This window comes from Caballeronia telluris (assembly GCF_001544495.1).
GTDB lineage: Bacteria > Pseudomonadota > Gammaproteobacteria > Burkholderiales > Burkholderiaceae > Caballeronia > Caballeronia telluris.
On sequence record NZ_FCNZ02000009.1, the window covers coordinates 27791 to 42363 of the forward strand.

The window sequence follows — 14573 nt, forward strand, 5'->3', positions numbered from 1 at the left end:
GCGACGGCGCCGCGAAAATGAATAGACGTATCGACAATTCACGCCGTGCCCGGCGCATCTTGCTCTTCGTTGTGCACGTGACGCACGAGCAGCGTTTCCCATTCTTCGGCATGCGCGGGCATCATCCGGCGATCGCCTGTCGGACCGAAACCGAGTCGCTCGTAAAAACGCTTCGCGGTGCGGTTTTCATCGGCGATCCACGCATGGATTTCCGTGGCGCCCTCGTCCGCGAGCCATTGCGACGCCGCGTTCACGAGCAGTTCGCCGCCGCGCAGATGCCGGACGGCCGGTGCGACCCACAGCGAATGAACGAATGCGCGCTGCGTGCCCGCTTCGTCGATGAACGCGCCGACGAGCCCCGCCGGATGACCTTCGGTGTAGAGCAGAAACGTGGCCGTGGACGACGAACTCGCGTGATGCGCGGCTGTTTCGTCGAAACTGGATGCTTCGGCGAGAAGCGCGTCCTCGAGGGTCTCGTCGAAGGCGTACGGCGCCTCGCGCAGCGAAGCGGTACGAAGCTCGCGCAGGACAGCGCCCTGATGCGCGGCGATGCGGCGAACGGTCAGTGAAGGACTCATGCGGACGGTTGACTCTCTGGTTCTTTCTGACTATCCGGTAGCTTCAACCGAACGGGCGATCGAGTCAATTTTTTATTTGCACGCGTCGACTCGCGGCGCGCCGTGCGGACTCGGATGGGTCGTGCCATCCGCTTACGGCGCCGCGTAGGCGCCGGTGCCGTCGGGCCACGGCGTCAGCAGCTCGAAGCCGTCTTCCGTGACGGCGACCATGTGCTCCCATTGCGCCGAGAGCGAGCGGTCCTTGGTGGTCACCGTCCAGCCGTCGCGCGACTGCTGCGTGGCGGCGCGCCCTGCGTTGACCATCGGCTCGATCGTGAAGACGAGGCCCGGCTTGAGACGCAGCCCCGCGCCGCGCTGGCCGTAATGCAGCACTTGCGGGTCTTCGTGGTAGACGCGCCCGATGCCGTGTCCGCAATACTCGCGCACGATCGAGAAGCCCTCGCGGTGCGCCACCGACTGGATCGCATGGCCGACATCGCCGAGCGTCGCGCCAGCGCGCACTTCGCGGATGCCGGCGAGCATCGCCTCGTAGGTCGTGTCGCACAGGCGTCGCGCTTCGGCGCTCGGCGTGCCGGCGTAGTACATGCGGCTCGTGTCGCCGAAGTAGCCGTCCTTGATGATCGCGACGTCGATGTTGACGATGTCGCCGTCCTTGAGTTCGCGCGGGCCGGGAATGCCGTGGCACACGACATGATTCACCGACGTGCAGATCGTCTTCGGAAAACCCATGTAGCCGACGTTGGCCGGAATGGCCTTCAGTTCGTCGACGATGAAACGGTTGCAGATCGCGTCGAGTTCGTCGGTGGTGACGCCCGGGCGGACATGCTCGCCGATCATCGCGAGCACGTCGGCGGCCATGCGGCCCGAGATGCGCAGCTTTTCGATGTCGGCGGGAGACTTGAGAGTGATAGCCATTGGGTCTTGCGGGATGGGTTCGGTCGACGCGCGCGGCGGCTGCGGCACGCGCGCGTCGGGCGCGGATTGTCGGCGATGATAGCATTGCCCGCTGGGCGCCCGCCCGCGCACGGGCCAGTCGGCGCACTCGCGCCGGGGCGCGGACGGGCTTGCTTCGAGCGGGCGTTTACGGTTTATTGGGCGCTTTTATCGTCACCCGACGGAGTTCCATGTCCTTGCATCGCCTTGCTGTTTCTGCCGTGACCGCCACCATCGCCCTCGCCGCCTGTAGCTCGACCAGCGGGCCGGAATTGCGCGCGTCGAAGCCCGTCATCTACGTCTCGTCGGCGCGAACGGCGTCGGATATTTCGAGCTGCCTCGAACGCATGCTGCCGTCCGCGCAGACGACGCGCAACGCCGGATCGACGGAACTGCTCGTCGGGCCCAACGCGTGGCTCGTGACGCTGACGCCATCGGGATATGGATCGACCGTCAAGGTGCAGAAGTCCGATGGCGAATACAGCGGGCTGCCCGAGCCGGAATTGCGGTTCGACATTGCACGGTGTACGACCTGAGTCGATCCGCCGGCGCTTCGCACAGAGGCGCACGAGACCGCGCACAAAGCAAAAGCCCCGCAAGTCTTTCGATTTGCGGGGCTTTCAGTATCTTGGCGGAAAGGGTGGGATTCGAACCCACGGTACAGCAAAACTGTACACTGGATTTCGAGTCCAGCGCATTCGACCACTCTGCCACCTTTCCGTCTACCGGGATCTTTCGATCCGGCGCTTCATCGAGCGGGTCGTTGCTCAACGAAGAGCAAGATTATAGCGGACTCGATTTCGCTTTCCAAGCCCCTTTTTGCATCTTCCCGGAAGATTCAGGACTTCGACGGCGCCAGGCGCTCGATGCCGCCCATATAGGGACGCAACACCGCCGGCACCGTCACCGATCCATCGGCGTTCTGGAAGTTCTCCAGCACCGCGACGAGCGTGCGGCCGACCGCAAGTCCCGAGCCGTTGAGCGTATGCACGAACTCCGGCTTGCCCTGCGCGTGGCGAAATCGCGCCTGCATCCGACGCGCTTGAAACGCCTCGGTGTTCGAGCAGCTCGAGATTTCGCGATACGTGTTCTGCGCCGGCAGCCACACTTCGAGGTCGAACGTCTTCGACGCCGAGAAGCCCATGTCGCCCGTGCATAGCGTGATCACGCGATACGGTAGTTCCAGCTTCTGCAGGATCGCCTCCGCGTGGCCGACCATCTCGTCGAGCGTCTCGTAGGATTTTTCCGGCGACACGATCTGCACCATCTCGACCTTATCGAACTGGTGCTGGCGGATCAGACCGCGCGTGTCGCGCCCGTACGAACCCGCCTCCGAGCGGAAACACGGCGAATGCGCGGTCAGCTTCACCGGCAGCGCGCTGGCTTCGAGAATGCTCTCGCGTACGGTATTCGTCAGCGAGATTTCGGAGGTCGAGATCAGGTACTGCGTCACCGTGTTCTCGGCGCCGCCCTTCTCGACGCGGAACATGTCGTCGGCGAATTTGGGAAGCTGGCCCGTGCCGTACAGAATCTCCGGATTCACGATGTACGGCGTGTACGTCTCGGTGTAACCGTGCTGCTCCGTGTGCGTGTCGATCATGAACTGCGCGAGCGCGCGATGCAGCCGCGCAATCTGCCCGCGCAAGAGCGTGAAGCGCGCGCCCGAGAGCTTCGCGCCGGTCTCGAAATCGAGCCCGAGCGGCGCGCCGACGTCGACGTGATCCTTCACTTCGAAATCGAACGCGCGCGGCGTGCCCCAGCGGCGCACTTCGACGTTCTGCGTTTCGTCGTCGCCGACGGGCACGCTTTCGTGCGGCAGGTTCGGCACGCCGAGCAGCAGGTCGTGCAGACGCTTCTGGATCTCTTCGAGCTGCGCCGCCGACGCCTTCATCGTGTCGCCGATGCCGCCGACTTCCGCCATCACCGCGGAGGTGTCCTCGCCGCGCCCTTTCATCGCGCCGATCTGCTTCGACAGGCTGTTGCGCCGCGCCTGGAGTTCTTCGGTGCGCGTCTGGATGTCGCGGCGCTCGGCTTCGAGCGACGAGAACGCGGCGACGTCGAGGGTGTAGCCGCGAGCGGCGAGACGTTTCGCGACGCCGTCCAGGTCTTTGCGCAGGAGTTGGATGTCGAGCATGGCGGGGGCTGCTTTTGAGTAATCGGAATTCGCGATTTTAGCGCACGGCACGCGGCGCCCCGCGTTTGGTCAACGTTTCTTGTCGTCCTTGTGCTCGCGCCGCCACGCCGCGTCCAGTTCGGCGAGCCGCGCCATCTTCTCGCCGATCTTGCCCTCCAGGCCGCGCGGTGTCGGCTCGTACCAGTGCGGGTCGCGCATGCCGTCCGGCAGATACGTTTCGCCCGCCGCGTATGCGTCGGGCTCGTCGTGCGCGTAGCGATACTCGTGGCCGTAGCCGAGTTCCTTCATCAGCTTGGTCGGCGCGTTGCGCAAATGCACCGGCACGCCGCGCGACTGATCTTTCCCGACGAACCGCCGCGCCTCGTTATAAGCCTTGTAGCCCGCATTCGATTTCGGCGCGACGGCCAGATAGATGATCGCCTGCCCGAGCGCCAGTTCGCCCTCGGGCGTGCCGAGCCGCTCGTAGGTTTCGGCGGCATCGAGCGCGATGCGCCCGGCGCGCGGATCGGCGAGACCGATGTCCTCCCACGCCATGCGCACGATGCGCCGCGCGAGATAGCGCGGGTCCGCGCCGCCGTCGAGCATGCGGCAGAACCAATAGAGCGCGGCGTCCGGATTGCTGCCGCGCACCGATTTGTGCAGCGCGCTGATCTGGTCGTAGAACGCGTCGCCGCCCTTGTCGAAACGGCGCAGGTTTTCGGCGAGCGCGCTGCCGAGCAGCGTGCCGTCGATTTCCGTCGTCTTTTGCTGGGCCGCCGCGCGCGCGACGATTTCCAGGTTGTTCAGGAGCTTGCGGCCGTCGCCGTCGGCGGAACCGATGATCGCGTCGCGGGCTTCGTCGGTGAAAGTGAGCCCGCCGAGTTCCGCCTGCGCGCGCTCGAGCAGTTGCTTCAGTTCGTCGGCGTCGAGGCTCTTCAGCACGTACACCGCCGCCCGCGACAGCAACGCGCTGTTCACCTCGAACGACGGATTCTCGGTCGTCGCGCCGACGAACACGAACAGTCCCGACTCGACGTGCGGCAGGAAAGCATCCTGCTGGCTCTTGTTGAAGCGATGCACCTCGTCGACGAACACGAGCGTCTGGTGCCCGTTCGCGCGATGGATCTGCGCGGTCTCGACGGCCTCGCGAATGTCCTTCACGCCCGAGAGCACCGCGGACAGCGAGATGAACTGCGCGTCGAAGGCGTCGGCCATGAGGCGCGCGAGCGTCGTCTTGCCGACGCCCGGCGGGCCCCAGAGGATCATCGAATGCGCCTCGCCCGATTCGAACGCGACGCGCAGCGGCTTGCTCTGCCCGAGCAGATGCTTCTGGCCGATGACGTCGTCGATGGTGCGGGGACGCAGGCGCTCGGCGAGCGGAACGGTGCCACGATTTTCTTCGAACATGTGCTTATGTGACGCAGGTTGGGCAAAGGCGGCGATAATCTCTCGCTTTTCGAGACGAGGGCGCGGCCAGCGGTTCGGCCATGCGCTCCAGCGAATCGGCTCATTATGACAGCGACGGCGAAACGCCTTCGCCCGCATCGAGACATCACGGACAGAACCGACAGGACACAACGCCAATGGCGCAAGAGAGCACACCAGAGAGCACACCATCCAACGACGCCTACGCGCCCCTTACGCCCGTGCCGCCCGAGCGCCGCGCGTTCGCGACCTCCGACGCCTTCGCGCTCTGGTTCTCGCTCGGCATCGGCCTTCTGGTCGCGCAGGCGGGCGCGCTGCTCGTGCCGGGACTGTCGCTGCCGCACGCGCTCGCGGCGATCGCGATCGGCACGGCGATCGGCGTCGTCCTGCTCGCGCTCGCGGGCGTGGTCGGCACGGACACCGGGCTCGCGGCGATGTCGTCGCTGCGGCCGACGCTCGGCGTGCGCGGCGCGTCGGTGCCGGCGGTGCTGAACGCGGTGCAACTCGTCGGCTGGGGCTCGTTCGAGATCATCGTGATGCGCGATTCCGCCGATGCGCTCGCCAAACAATCGTTCGGCTTCTCGATGCCGCTCGTCTGGACGCTCGTCTTCGGCGTGCTGGCGACGCTGCTCGCCATCTCCGGCCCGCTTTCCTTCGTGCGGCGCTTCCTGCGCACCTGGGGCATCTGGCTTTTGCTCGGCGGCGCGGGCTGGCTGACGTGGAACGTGCTCGCGAAACTCGACCTCGGCGCGCTGATGCACCGTCCGGGCACGGGCGAGATGGCGTTCGGCTCGGGCATCGATCTGGTCGTCGCGATGCCGTTGTCGTGGCTGCCGCTGATCGCCGACTACACGCGCTTCGGCAAGAGCGCGGGCGGCACGTTCCGCGGCACGCTCCTGGGCTACGGCATCGCGAATATCTGGTTCTATGCGCTCGGCGCGATCTACGGGCTCGCGGCGGGCGGCGGCGATGCGCTCCTGACGGTCGCGTTCGCGCAGGCGGGCGGCGGCCTCGCGCTGCTTCTGATCCTGATCGACGAAACCGACAACGCCTTCGCCGACATCCACTCCGCCGCCGTCTCGACCGGCACGTTCTGGGCGCGCGCAAGCGTGCCGATGCTCTCCGCCGCGTTCGGTGCGCTGTGTACGCTCGTGGCGCTCGTCGTCGAAATGGGCAAGTATCAGAACTTTCTGCTTCTGATCGGCTCCGTGTTCGCGCCGCTCTTCGGTGTCGTGCTGGCGGATCACTTCGTCGTGAGGCGGCGCCGCATCGACGTCCCCGTTCTCGCGGATGTGAACGGCCGCTACGGCTTTTCGGGCGGCTGGCACGTGAGCGCGTTCATCGCGTGGGCGATCGGCATCGCGGCGTATCACGCGATCAACCAGTGGCTGCCGAATCTCGGCGCGACGCTGCCCGCGCTCGCGCTCGGCGCGGTGTGCTATCTGCTGCTGGTGTCGGGCCGGCGCGCGGCGCTCGCCTGACGTGCAAAAAAACGGGCGCCTCTGGCGCCCGTTTGCTGTCAGCGCTCGTCGCGGCGCATCAGCGCGCTTTCGTGCAGGTCGCGAATCACGCGCTCTTCGGCTTCCAGATCGAGCGAGCGGCTCAGGATCCAGTACACGCCGCCCGACACGATCAGCCCCACGAGCCACGCGATATCCACGCCGCCGAGCATCCGCGCGAAATAGCCTTCGAACACGGCCTTCTCGGCCGCCGCGTCGTAGATGAAGAAGAACGGAATCATCGCGACGAAGCCCACCACGTAGGCCACGATGCCGCGCATCTGCCACGCGCCGTAGATGCCCTTCGGCGTGAAGAAGTGCGCGATCGCGTAGCGGCCGCGGCGCACGAAGAAGTAATCGACGAGATTGACCGCCGTCCACGGCACGAGAAAATACAGCATCAGCATGAGGAACGTGTTCAGGAGCGCGATGCCGTTGCCCTTGATCGCGAGCACGCAGGCGAGCACGACGGCGCTGATCGCGATCACCGATGCGATGCGCGCGCCGCGCGACGGCTTGATCCGGCGGATCGAATCGACGCCGGTCAAAAGCGTCAGCATCGCGCTGTAGGTGTTGAGCGCGATGATCGGCAAAAAGCCCGCCACCGAGACGAACACGATCACGCTACCAAGCCCCGGCACGACCGACGAACCGACCTGATTCAGCGCGACGAGCGCATCCGACGCCTTCAACTCCTGCGCGAGCCACGCGCCGAGGCCGATCATCCAGGTGCCCGACAGCGCGGCGCCGATGAAGATCGCCGCGATCAGCTTGCTGCGGCTCGTGTTCTTCGGCAGGTAGCGCGAGTAGTCGGAGACGTAGGGCGCGTACGAAATGTTGTAGCTCGCGCCGATGGCGAACTGCGTCGCGAAGGCGATCCAGCTAAAGCCGAGATGCGGCGCGTTTGCCGCCGGCACCGAAGGCGCGTGGCCGGCGCCGAATAGGAGCGCGATCGACACGAGCGCGTAGAGCGGCAGCGTCGCGATCAGCGCCCACTTGAACGCGCGGTGCATGAGGTCGTGCCCGTAGATCGACAGCAGCGCGCCGGCTGCGATCGCCACCACGGCGACGAGCGTCGCGTCCAGCCCGAAGACGTGCTTGAGGCCGTCCGTAATCAGCGAAACATTGACGACGTTGAATCCGACGAACACGAAAAGCGTCGCGAGGAGCGCGAGGATCACGCCGCGATAGCCGAACTGCGCGCGCGACTGGATCATCTGCGGCAATCCCATTTCCGGCCCCTGCGAGCCGTGAAATGCCATGAAGATCGTGCCGAACATGATGCCGAGCGCGCCGGCGAGCGTCGTCCACCCCGCCGACAGCCCCATGCCCGGCCCGACGAAGCCGATCGAAATCGTAAAAAAGTGAAAATTGCCGAGGAACCAGAACGGTCCCTGGCCGGAGAGCCGGGCGTGGCGCTCGCTCTCCGGAATGTAGTCGATCGAATGACTTTCGACTTCGAGGGCCGGCCCCGCGTGGGGCAGGCCGATGACTTCTTCGTTACGCATCTGCTGTTGTCTCGCTTGGTTTTTCTGATCGGCGCCGGTTCTCACACGCATTGAATCTTCAGGCGCGACGCTCGACGCCCGGCAGCACGCACAGCAGTTCGAACGCGAGGTTTGCGCCGAGCAGCGCCGTGGTGCCGAACGGATCGTAAGGCGGCGCGACTTCCACCAGATCCGCGCCGACGATGTTCAGCCCGTGCGCGCCGCGAATGATTTCGAGCGCCTGCGGCACGGTCAGCCCGGCGATTTCCGGCGTGCCCGTTCCCGGCGCGAAAGCCGGATCGATGCCGTCGATGTCGAAGGTGATGTACACCGGCCCGTCGCCCATTTGCGCGCGCACTTCCTCCATCAGCGGAGCGAGCGACTTGTTCCAGCATTCCTCCGTCTGCACGACGCGAAAGCCCTGCTCGCGGCACCAGTCGAAGTCGCCGGCTTCGTAGCCCGTGCCGCGCAGGCCGATCTGCACGACGCGCTCGCAGTCCAGCAAGCCCTCTTCCACCGCGCGGCGAAACGGCGTGCCGTGGGCGATCTTCTCGCCGAACATGGTGTCGTTGACGTCCGCGTGGGCATCGACGTGGATCAATCCGACCTTGCCGTGCTTCTTCGCGATCGCGCGCAGGATCGGCAGCGCGATCGTGTGGTCGCCGCCGAGCGTGAGCGGCTTGCAGTCGTGCGCGAGGATTTCGTCGTAGGCGCGCTCGATGCGGTCGATCGAGTCGAGCAGGTTGTACGGATTGATCGCGACGTCGCCGATGTCGGCGACACGCAGCGAATCGAACGGCGCAGCGCGCGTCGCCATGTTGTACGGGCGCAGGAGCACCGATTCGCTGCGCACCTGACGCGGGCCGAAACGCGCGCCGGTCCGGTTCGACGTGCCGAGATCGAACGGCACGCCGACGAAACACGCATCCAGCCCCGCCGCCGTGTGGACGTGCGGCAGACGCATCATCGTCGTGATGCCGCCGCAGCGCGGCATCTGGTTGCCGGACAGCGGCTGCGGCCGCTCGTCGCGATGGTCCGGCGCGGTGAAATGCGAGTCGAAGTGCTCGGCCGGTGCGAAATGTGAAAATGTATTCATGGCGTTCGATGATTTCCCGTGGAAGGTTTAATCGGTTCACCCTCCATTAATAGGCGCTCGCGCGGGAAGTTAAAATGGCGACAAAATTAACTTCACATCGATCTCCATCGATGTATCGGGCGCCGCCATGTTCACGCACCTCTCCGACCTCGACTTGCGGCTCATCCGCGTGTTTCTCGCGATCGTCGATGCGGGCGGGATTTCGTCCGCGCAGGCGACGCTCAACGTCGGCCAGTCGACCATCAGCACGCAACTCGCGACGCTCGAAACGCGCCTCGGCTATCGTCTATGCGAGCGCGGACGCGGCGGTTTCGCGCTGACTTCACGCGGCGGACAGTTCGTCGAGGCGTGCCGGACGCTGCTCGCCGCCATCGACACGTTCGACATGACCGCGCGCAACGTCGGCAAGAAGCTGGTGGGAACGCTCGCGCTCGGGTTGATCGGCCACACGCCGGTGGCGGCGAGCGCGCGCATCAGCGAGGCGATCGCGCGGTTTCGCGAACGCGACGAATCGGTGCGGTTTTCGGTGCTGGTGCGCTCGCCGGGCGAACTGGAGGAATTGCTGCTAGCGGGCAGGATTCAGGTGGCGATCGGCTATTTCTGGCATCGCGTGCCGTCGCTGGAATACACGCAGATCTTCGCCGAGGACCAGTACGCGTACTGCGCGCGGCGGCATCCGCTTTTTCGGGAAGCGGGCGAAGTCGATCCGGAGCGCGCCGCCAATTTCGAATGGGCGTGGCGCAGCTATCCGCTGCCGGAAGCCGACGCGATGTCGCCGAGAAACATCACCGCGGTCGCCGACAACATGGAAGCCGTCGCGATGCTCGTGCTGTCGGGCCATCATCTCGGCTATCTGCCCGAGCACTTCGCGGCGCCGCATGTGAGGGAGGGAGCGCTCGCGCCGCTGAATCCGGCGCGGATGCGTTACCGCGTGGCGTTCCAGATGGTCACGCGCGCGCGGCAACTGAGAAACGACATCGTGGAAGCGTTCATCGAGGACATGAACGCCGCCCACGCGACCGGCGACGAGCCGATCAGCCGTTGATGACGTCCGCGCCCTTCGGCACGGCGAACTTGAACTGATCGGATTTGAGCGGCGGGTTCTTCTGCATGTTCGAGAACGTGAGCAGCGTCACGTTGCCGAAGACGTCGTGCAGTTCCATCGCTTCGAGATTGCCGTCCTTGAAGCCGATGCCGACCGTCTCGAACTGCGTGTCCTTCGCTTTGGGCGTCAGTTCCAGCCAGTCGATGCCGCCCTTCACGCCCGCGTCGCGCAGCGTGAAATTCTTTTCCAGATCGTTGCTGCCGAAGAGAATGGCCGCCGGACTCGCGCCGAGCGAGCCGCCGAGCGGACGCACGGTCACCTGATTCAGGTCTTTGTCGTAGACGTAGAGCTTGTCGCCGTCGGCCTGAAGCACTTGCGAGTACGGCTTCTCATACGACCAGATGAACTTGCCGGGACGCGCGAACACAAACGTGCCGCTCGACGTGCCGCCGGTCTTGGGCGCATTCGACTGGCTCGCCGCCTTGCTCGGCGCCTTCACTTCCTGCTGCACAAAGGTGCCGCGCGCCGCGTGGACCTGCGACACGAACGCCTTCAACTGCTCGGTGCCGCTCGCGAAAGCCTGCGACGCGATGAACATCGACGCGCCCGCGAGCACGGCGCCGACAGTCTGCTTGAACCACTTCTGCTGCATGAATTCGTTCTCCAAGGTGAAGCGCTTACTCTGCGTCGCGTGCCGGCGTGAGGATTTCGCGATTGCCGTTCGACGACATCGCCGAAACCAGCCCGGAGTTTTCCATCTGTTCGAGCAGCCGCGCCGCGCGGTTATAGCCGATCCGCAGGTGCCGCTGCACGAGCGAAATCGACGCGCGCCGGTTCTTGATCACGACCTCGACGGCTTGATCGTACAGAGGGTCGGACTCGCCATCGGCGCCACCGGTTCCCGCGCCGCCCGCCGCGCCTTCGTCGCCTTCGCCCGCGAGGCCGCCTTCCAGGATGCCTTCGATGTAATTCGGCTCGCCCTGCTCCTTCAGTTTGTCGACCACGCGATGCACTTCCTCGTCCGACACGAACGCGCCGTGCACGCGCACCGGCAGCCCGGAACCCGGCGGCAGATAGAGCATGTCGCCCATGCCGAGCAGCGATTCGGCGCCCTGCTGGTCGAGAATCGTACGCGAATCGATCTTCGACGACACCTGGAACGCCATGCGCGTCGGCACGTTCGCCTTGATGAGGCCGGTGATGACGTCCACCGACGGCCGCTGCGTCGCGAGAATCAGGTGGATGCCGGCCGCGCGCGCCTTCTGCGCGATCCGCGCGATCAGTTCTTCCACCTTCTTGCCGACGACCATCATCAGGTCGGCGAGTTCGTCGATCACGACGACGATGTTCGGCAGGCGCGTGAGCGGTTCCGGTTCGTCCGGCGTGAGGCTGAACGGATTCGGGATCTTTTCGTCGCGCTTGGCGGCTTCGTCGATCTTGTTGTTGAAGCCGGCGAGATTGCGCACGCCCATCTTGCTCATCAGCTTGTAGCGGCGCTCCATTTCGGCGACCGCCCAGTTGAGCGCGTGGCCCGCCTGCCGCATATCAGTGACGACCGGGCAGAGCAAGTGCGGAATGCCTTCGTAGACGCTCATTTCGAGCATCTTCGGATCGATCAGGATCATGCGGACCTGGTCCGCGCTCGCCTTGTAGAGCAGCGACAAGATCATCGCGTTGATGCCGACCGACTTGCCCGAACCCGTCGTGCCCGCGACCAGCAAGTGCGGCATCTTCGCGAGATCGGCGCAGACGGGCTTGCCGCCGATGTCCTTGCCGAGCCCCATCGTGAGCGGCGAGGCGGCATCGGCGTAGACCTCGGAGCCCAGGATTTCCGAGAGCTTCACCGTCTGGCGGCGCTGGTTCGGCAATTCGAGCGCCATGCAGTTCTTGCCCGGAATCGTCTCGACGACGCGAATCGACACGAGCGACAGCGAGCGCGCCAGATCCTTCGCGAGTCCGACGATCTGGCTGCCCTTCACGCCCGTCGCGGGTTCGATCTCATAGCGCGTGACGACCGGCCCCGGATACGCCGCGACCACGCTCACCTCGACGCCGAAATCCTTCAGCTTCTTCTCGATCAGGCGCGAGGTGTATTCGAGCGTATCGGCGGAGATGGTTTCCTTCACTTCGGGCGCGGCGTCGAGCAACGCGATCGGCGGCAGCGTGGAATCGCCGGGCAGGTCCTTGAAGAGCGGCACCTGCTTCTCGCGCTCCACGCGCTCGGACTTCGCCGGCGTCGCGACCGGCGGCACGATCATCACCGGCTCGTGGTCCTCGATCTTCACGCGGCTTTTCACGACCTTGCCTTCGCGCGTCGAGGCCGCTTCCTCGCCGAGCTTGCGGTCGCGGCCCGCCTCGCGGCGCAGGCGCGCGCCGGTGATCGCGGACAGGATGGCTTCGCCCGTCTTCTCGCACACCGAGAGCCACGAGAAACGGAAATACAGCGACAAACCGATCGCGAGCGCGATCAGCAGAAAGAGCGTCGCGCCGGTGAAACCGAACGCGTGCATCATGTTCTTCGCGATCGCTTCGCCGACCACGCCGCCGGGCGCGCGCGGCAACTGCACTTTCAGCGACCACATCCGCAGCGCCTCGATGCCGTCGCTCGCGAGCAGCACGAGCACGAACGCGAAGGCTTCGGCGAGCCAGGTGCGGTCTTTATGTGCGTCGGTGTCGACGGGCGCCTCGGCCTGCGTGATGCGCCGGTAGTTCGCGACGATGCGCCGCGCAAGCAGCACGATCAGCCAGTAGGACGAGAGCCCGAAGAGCAGCAGCAGGATGTCGGACATCCACGCGCCGACGCGGCCCGCCCAGTTGCCGATGTGATCGACGCTCGCGGCATGCGTCCAGCTCGGATCGCGCCGGCTGTAGCTCACGAGCGCCATCAGCAGGAAGAGTCCGAGCCCGACCTGGAGAATCCAGCGAATTTCGGTGAAGAGGCGCGACATGCGGTGCGGCAACGCCTGCGCGCTCGCAGAATAGGTAGCTTTTGCCATTGATCCGTGAGGCTTTTTCACGGCCTCGCACCAACAGGAGCGGGCCGAATGTGTCGGTCGCCCATTGTAAACGCTGCATTGCGGCGAGCGGTCAAAAAGGGCCGCACGTTTCATCCTGTAACACGGCTGAAAGCCCTGCCGGCGCTATCGCCGCCATTGAAAGGTTCACTCGGTGAGCCTTCTTGCGGACCTTTATAATGGCGTCTTTGCGCCCAACTAGGGTTCATCGACCGGTTTTGCGCCGGCGCCCGCACGCGAACCACCCGCCGCGCGGCACCGAAGTGGCATCCCGTCGATCGAAACCATCAACAACGGAATTGCTCTCATGTCCTCGCCCAAACACGCCAAAGTGCTGATTCTCGGTTCCGGTCCCGCTGGCTATTCCGCCGCCGTCTATGCGGCGCGGGCCAACCTGTCGCCGCTGCTCATCACCGGTCTCGCGCAAGGCGGCCAGTTGATGACCACCACCGATGTCGAAAACTGGCCCGGCGACCCGATGGGCGTCCAAGGCCCCGAACTGATGCAGCGTCTGCTGGAACACGCCGAGCGCTTCAACACCGAGATCGTGTTCGACCACATCCATACGGCGAAGCTCAACGAGCGGCCGCTGCGCCTCATCGGCGATTCGGGCGAGTACACCTGCGATTCGCTGATCATCGCGACGGGCGCGTCGGCGCAATATCTCGGCGTGCCGTCGGAAGAGCTTTTCATGGGCAAGGGCGTGTCCGCCTGCGCGACCTGCGACGGCTTCTTCTACAAGAACGGCGAAGTGGCCGTGATCGGCGGCGGCAATACGGCCGTCGAGGAAGCGCTCTATCTCGCGGGCATCGCGAAGAAAGTCACGGTCGTGCATCGCCGCGACAAGTTCCGCGCCGAGCCGATCCTGATCGACCGCCTGCTCGCGAAGGAAAAGGAAGGGATCGTCGAGATCAAGTGGAATCACGTGCTCGACGAAGTGCAAGGCGACCAGTCCGGCGTCACCTCGCTGCGCGTCAAGCACACGCAGACGGGCGACACCACCGACATCCCGCTGCAAGGCATCTTCGTCGCGATCGGCCACAAGCCGAACACCGATCTCTTCGCGAACCAGCTCGAGATGAAGAACGGCTACATCATCACGAAGGGCGGCGCGAGCGGCGACGCCACGTCGACGAGCATTCCCGGCGTGTTCGCCGCCGGCGACGTGCAGGACCACATCTATCGCCAGGCGATCACGAGCGCCGGCACGGGCTGCATGGCCGCGCTCGACGCGCAGCGCTATCTCGAAAGCATCAACGAAACGCCGACGCCGCATTCGATGAGCCACGAGAAAGACCGCTGAAAGGCGCGCGTCGCGGGCGGCCGGTAAAATAGTGTCGCCGGGCCTCGATACAAGGCGACGGTGACGGTTCGAAAACCGGC

Annotated in this window: 12 protein-coding genes and 1 tRNA gene; 4 read left to right on the top strand and 9 right to left on the bottom strand. The window is 65.3% G+C overall.

Annotated elements, in window-relative coordinates; translation table 11 throughout:
* Positions 1-38: 38 nt before the first annotated feature.
* Entirely contained in the window at positions 39-578 is a 540-nt protein-coding gene (locus AWB66_RS13305) for a GNAT family N-acetyltransferase (RefSeq protein WP_087630754.1), read from the bottom strand.
* A 132-nt stretch (positions 579-710) separates the two neighbouring features.
* Positions 711-1493, bottom strand: a complete 783-nt coding sequence (map, locus tag AWB66_RS13310; protein ID WP_087630755.1) for a type I methionyl aminopeptidase — start codon at positions 1491-1493, stop codon at positions 711-713.
* A gap of 209 nt (positions 1494-1702) precedes the next feature.
* Between map and AWB66_RS13315 the strand changes: the two genes are divergently transcribed.
* The gene (locus tag AWB66_RS13315; RefSeq protein ID WP_087630756.1) at positions 1703-2047 is read left to right on the top strand and encodes a hypothetical protein; all 345 of its coding nucleotides are present in this window, start codon (positions 1703-1705) and stop codon (positions 2045-2047) included.
* A 93-nt stretch (positions 2048-2140) separates the two neighbouring features.
* Here the strand turns inward: AWB66_RS13315 and AWB66_RS13320 are convergent.
* The 3 genes from AWB66_RS13320 to AWB66_RS13330 all read right to left on the bottom strand — a co-directional run bounded on the left by AWB66_RS13320 (position 2141) and on the right by AWB66_RS13330 (position 5031).
* A tRNA-Ser gene (locus tag AWB66_RS13320) sits at positions 2141-2231 on the bottom strand.
* Between the two features lie 118 nt (positions 2232-2349).
* Complete coding sequence (serS, locus tag AWB66_RS13325; RefSeq protein WP_087630757.1) at positions 2350-3645, bottom strand: serine--tRNA ligase; 1296 nt, start codon at positions 3643-3645, stop codon at positions 2350-2352.
* A 69-nt stretch (positions 3646-3714) separates the two neighbouring features.
* Positions 3715-5031: a replication-associated recombination protein A gene (locus tag AWB66_RS13330; RefSeq protein ID WP_087630758.1), complete on the bottom strand. Its 1317-nt coding sequence runs from the start codon at positions 5029-5031 to the stop codon at positions 3715-3717.
* Between the two features lie 176 nt (positions 5032-5207).
* Here AWB66_RS13330 and cytX point away from each other — a divergent pair, with 176 nt between their 5' ends.
* On the top strand, positions 5208-6530 hold the full coding sequence (gene cytX, locus AWB66_RS13335) for a putative hydroxymethylpyrimidine transporter CytX (RefSeq protein ID WP_087630759.1): 1323 nt from the start codon (positions 5208-5210) through the stop codon (positions 6528-6530).
* Positions 6531-6568: 38 nt separating this feature from the next.
* Here cytX and AWB66_RS13340 read toward each other — a convergent pair whose 3' ends face one another.
* Together AWB66_RS13340 and speB are read right to left on the bottom strand one after the other, a co-directional pair.
* A complete protein-coding gene (locus AWB66_RS13340) occupies positions 6569-8056 on the bottom strand; it encodes a purine-cytosine permease family protein (RefSeq protein WP_087630944.1) in 1488 nt (495 codons plus the stop codon).
* A 58-nt stretch (positions 8057-8114) separates the two neighbouring features.
* Positions 8115-9131, bottom strand: a complete 1017-nt coding sequence (gene speB, locus AWB66_RS13345; protein ID WP_087630760.1) for an agmatinase — start codon at positions 9129-9131, stop codon at positions 8115-8117.
* Positions 9132-9258: 127 nt separating this feature from the next.
* Here speB and AWB66_RS13350 point away from each other — a divergent pair, with 127 nt between their 5' ends.
* Positions 9259-10176 (top strand): LysR family transcriptional regulator, encoded by a 918-nt coding sequence (locus AWB66_RS13350; protein WP_087630761.1) that lies wholly within the window; start codon positions 9259-9261, stop codon positions 10174-10176.
* Here the strand turns inward: AWB66_RS13350 and lolA are convergent.
* Both lolA and AWB66_RS13360 read right to left on the bottom strand, forming a co-directional pair.
* Positions 10166-10828 (bottom strand): outer membrane lipoprotein chaperone LolA, encoded by a 663-nt coding sequence (gene lolA, locus AWB66_RS13355; RefSeq protein ID WP_087630762.1) that lies wholly within the window; start codon positions 10826-10828, stop codon positions 10166-10168. The two genes, AWB66_RS13350 and lolA, sit on opposite strands and share 11 nt — an antisense overlap.
* Before the next feature lie 25 nt (positions 10829-10853).
* Complete coding sequence (locus AWB66_RS13360) at positions 10854-13172, bottom strand: DNA translocase FtsK (protein WP_087630763.1); 2319 nt, start codon at positions 13170-13172, stop codon at positions 10854-10856.
* A 325-nt stretch (positions 13173-13497) separates the two neighbouring features.
* Here AWB66_RS13360 and trxB point away from each other — a divergent pair, with 325 nt between their 5' ends.
* The gene (gene trxB, locus AWB66_RS13365; protein ID WP_087630764.1) at positions 13498-14493 is read left to right on the top strand and encodes a thioredoxin-disulfide reductase; all 996 of its coding nucleotides are present in this window, start codon (positions 13498-13500) and stop codon (positions 14491-14493) included.
* Positions 14494-14573 lie beyond the last annotated feature (80 nt).

Excerpts from the sequence above, each read along its gene's own strand:
- map (WP_087630755.1), bottom strand. The coding sequence starts at position 1,493 with ATGGCTATCACTCTCAAGTCTCCCGCCGACATCGAAAAGCTGCGCATC.
- AWB66_RS13330 (WP_087630758.1), bottom strand. The coding sequence starts at position 5,031 with ATGTTCGAAGAAAATCGTGGCACCGTTCCGCTCGCCGAGCGCCTGCGT.
- speB (WP_087630760.1), bottom strand. The coding sequence starts at position 9,131 with ATGAATACATTTTCACATTTCGCACCGGCCGAGCACTTCGACTCGCAT.
- trxB (WP_087630764.1), top strand. The coding sequence starts at position 13,498 with ATGTCCTCGCCCAAACACGCCAAAGTGCTGATTCTCGGTTCCGGTCCC.
- AWB66_RS13340 (WP_087630944.1), bottom strand. The coding sequence starts at position 8,056 with ATGCGTAACGAAGAAGTCATCGGCCTGCCCCACGCGGGGCCGGCCCTC.
- lolA (WP_087630762.1), bottom strand. The coding sequence starts at position 10,828 with ATGCAGCAGAAGTGGTTCAAGCAGACTGTCGGCGCCGTGCTCGCGGGC.
- AWB66_RS13360 (WP_087630763.1), bottom strand. The coding sequence starts at position 13,172 with ATGGCAAAAGCTACCTATTCTGCGAGCGCGCAGGCGTTGCCGCACCGC.
- AWB66_RS13315 (WP_087630756.1), top strand. The coding sequence starts at position 1,703 with ATGTCCTTGCATCGCCTTGCTGTTTCTGCCGTGACCGCCACCATCGCC.
- serS (WP_087630757.1), bottom strand. The coding sequence starts at position 3,645 with ATGCTCGACATCCAACTCCTGCGCAAAGACCTGGACGGCGTCGCGAAA.
- cytX (WP_087630759.1), top strand. The coding sequence starts at position 5,208 with ATGGCGCAAGAGAGCACACCAGAGAGCACACCATCCAACGACGCCTAC.
- AWB66_RS13350 (WP_087630761.1), top strand. The coding sequence starts at position 9,259 with ATGTTCACGCACCTCTCCGACCTCGACTTGCGGCTCATCCGCGTGTTT.
- AWB66_RS13305 (WP_087630754.1), bottom strand. The coding sequence starts at position 578 with ATGAGTCCTTCACTGACCGTTCGCCGCATCGCCGCGCATCAGGGCGCT.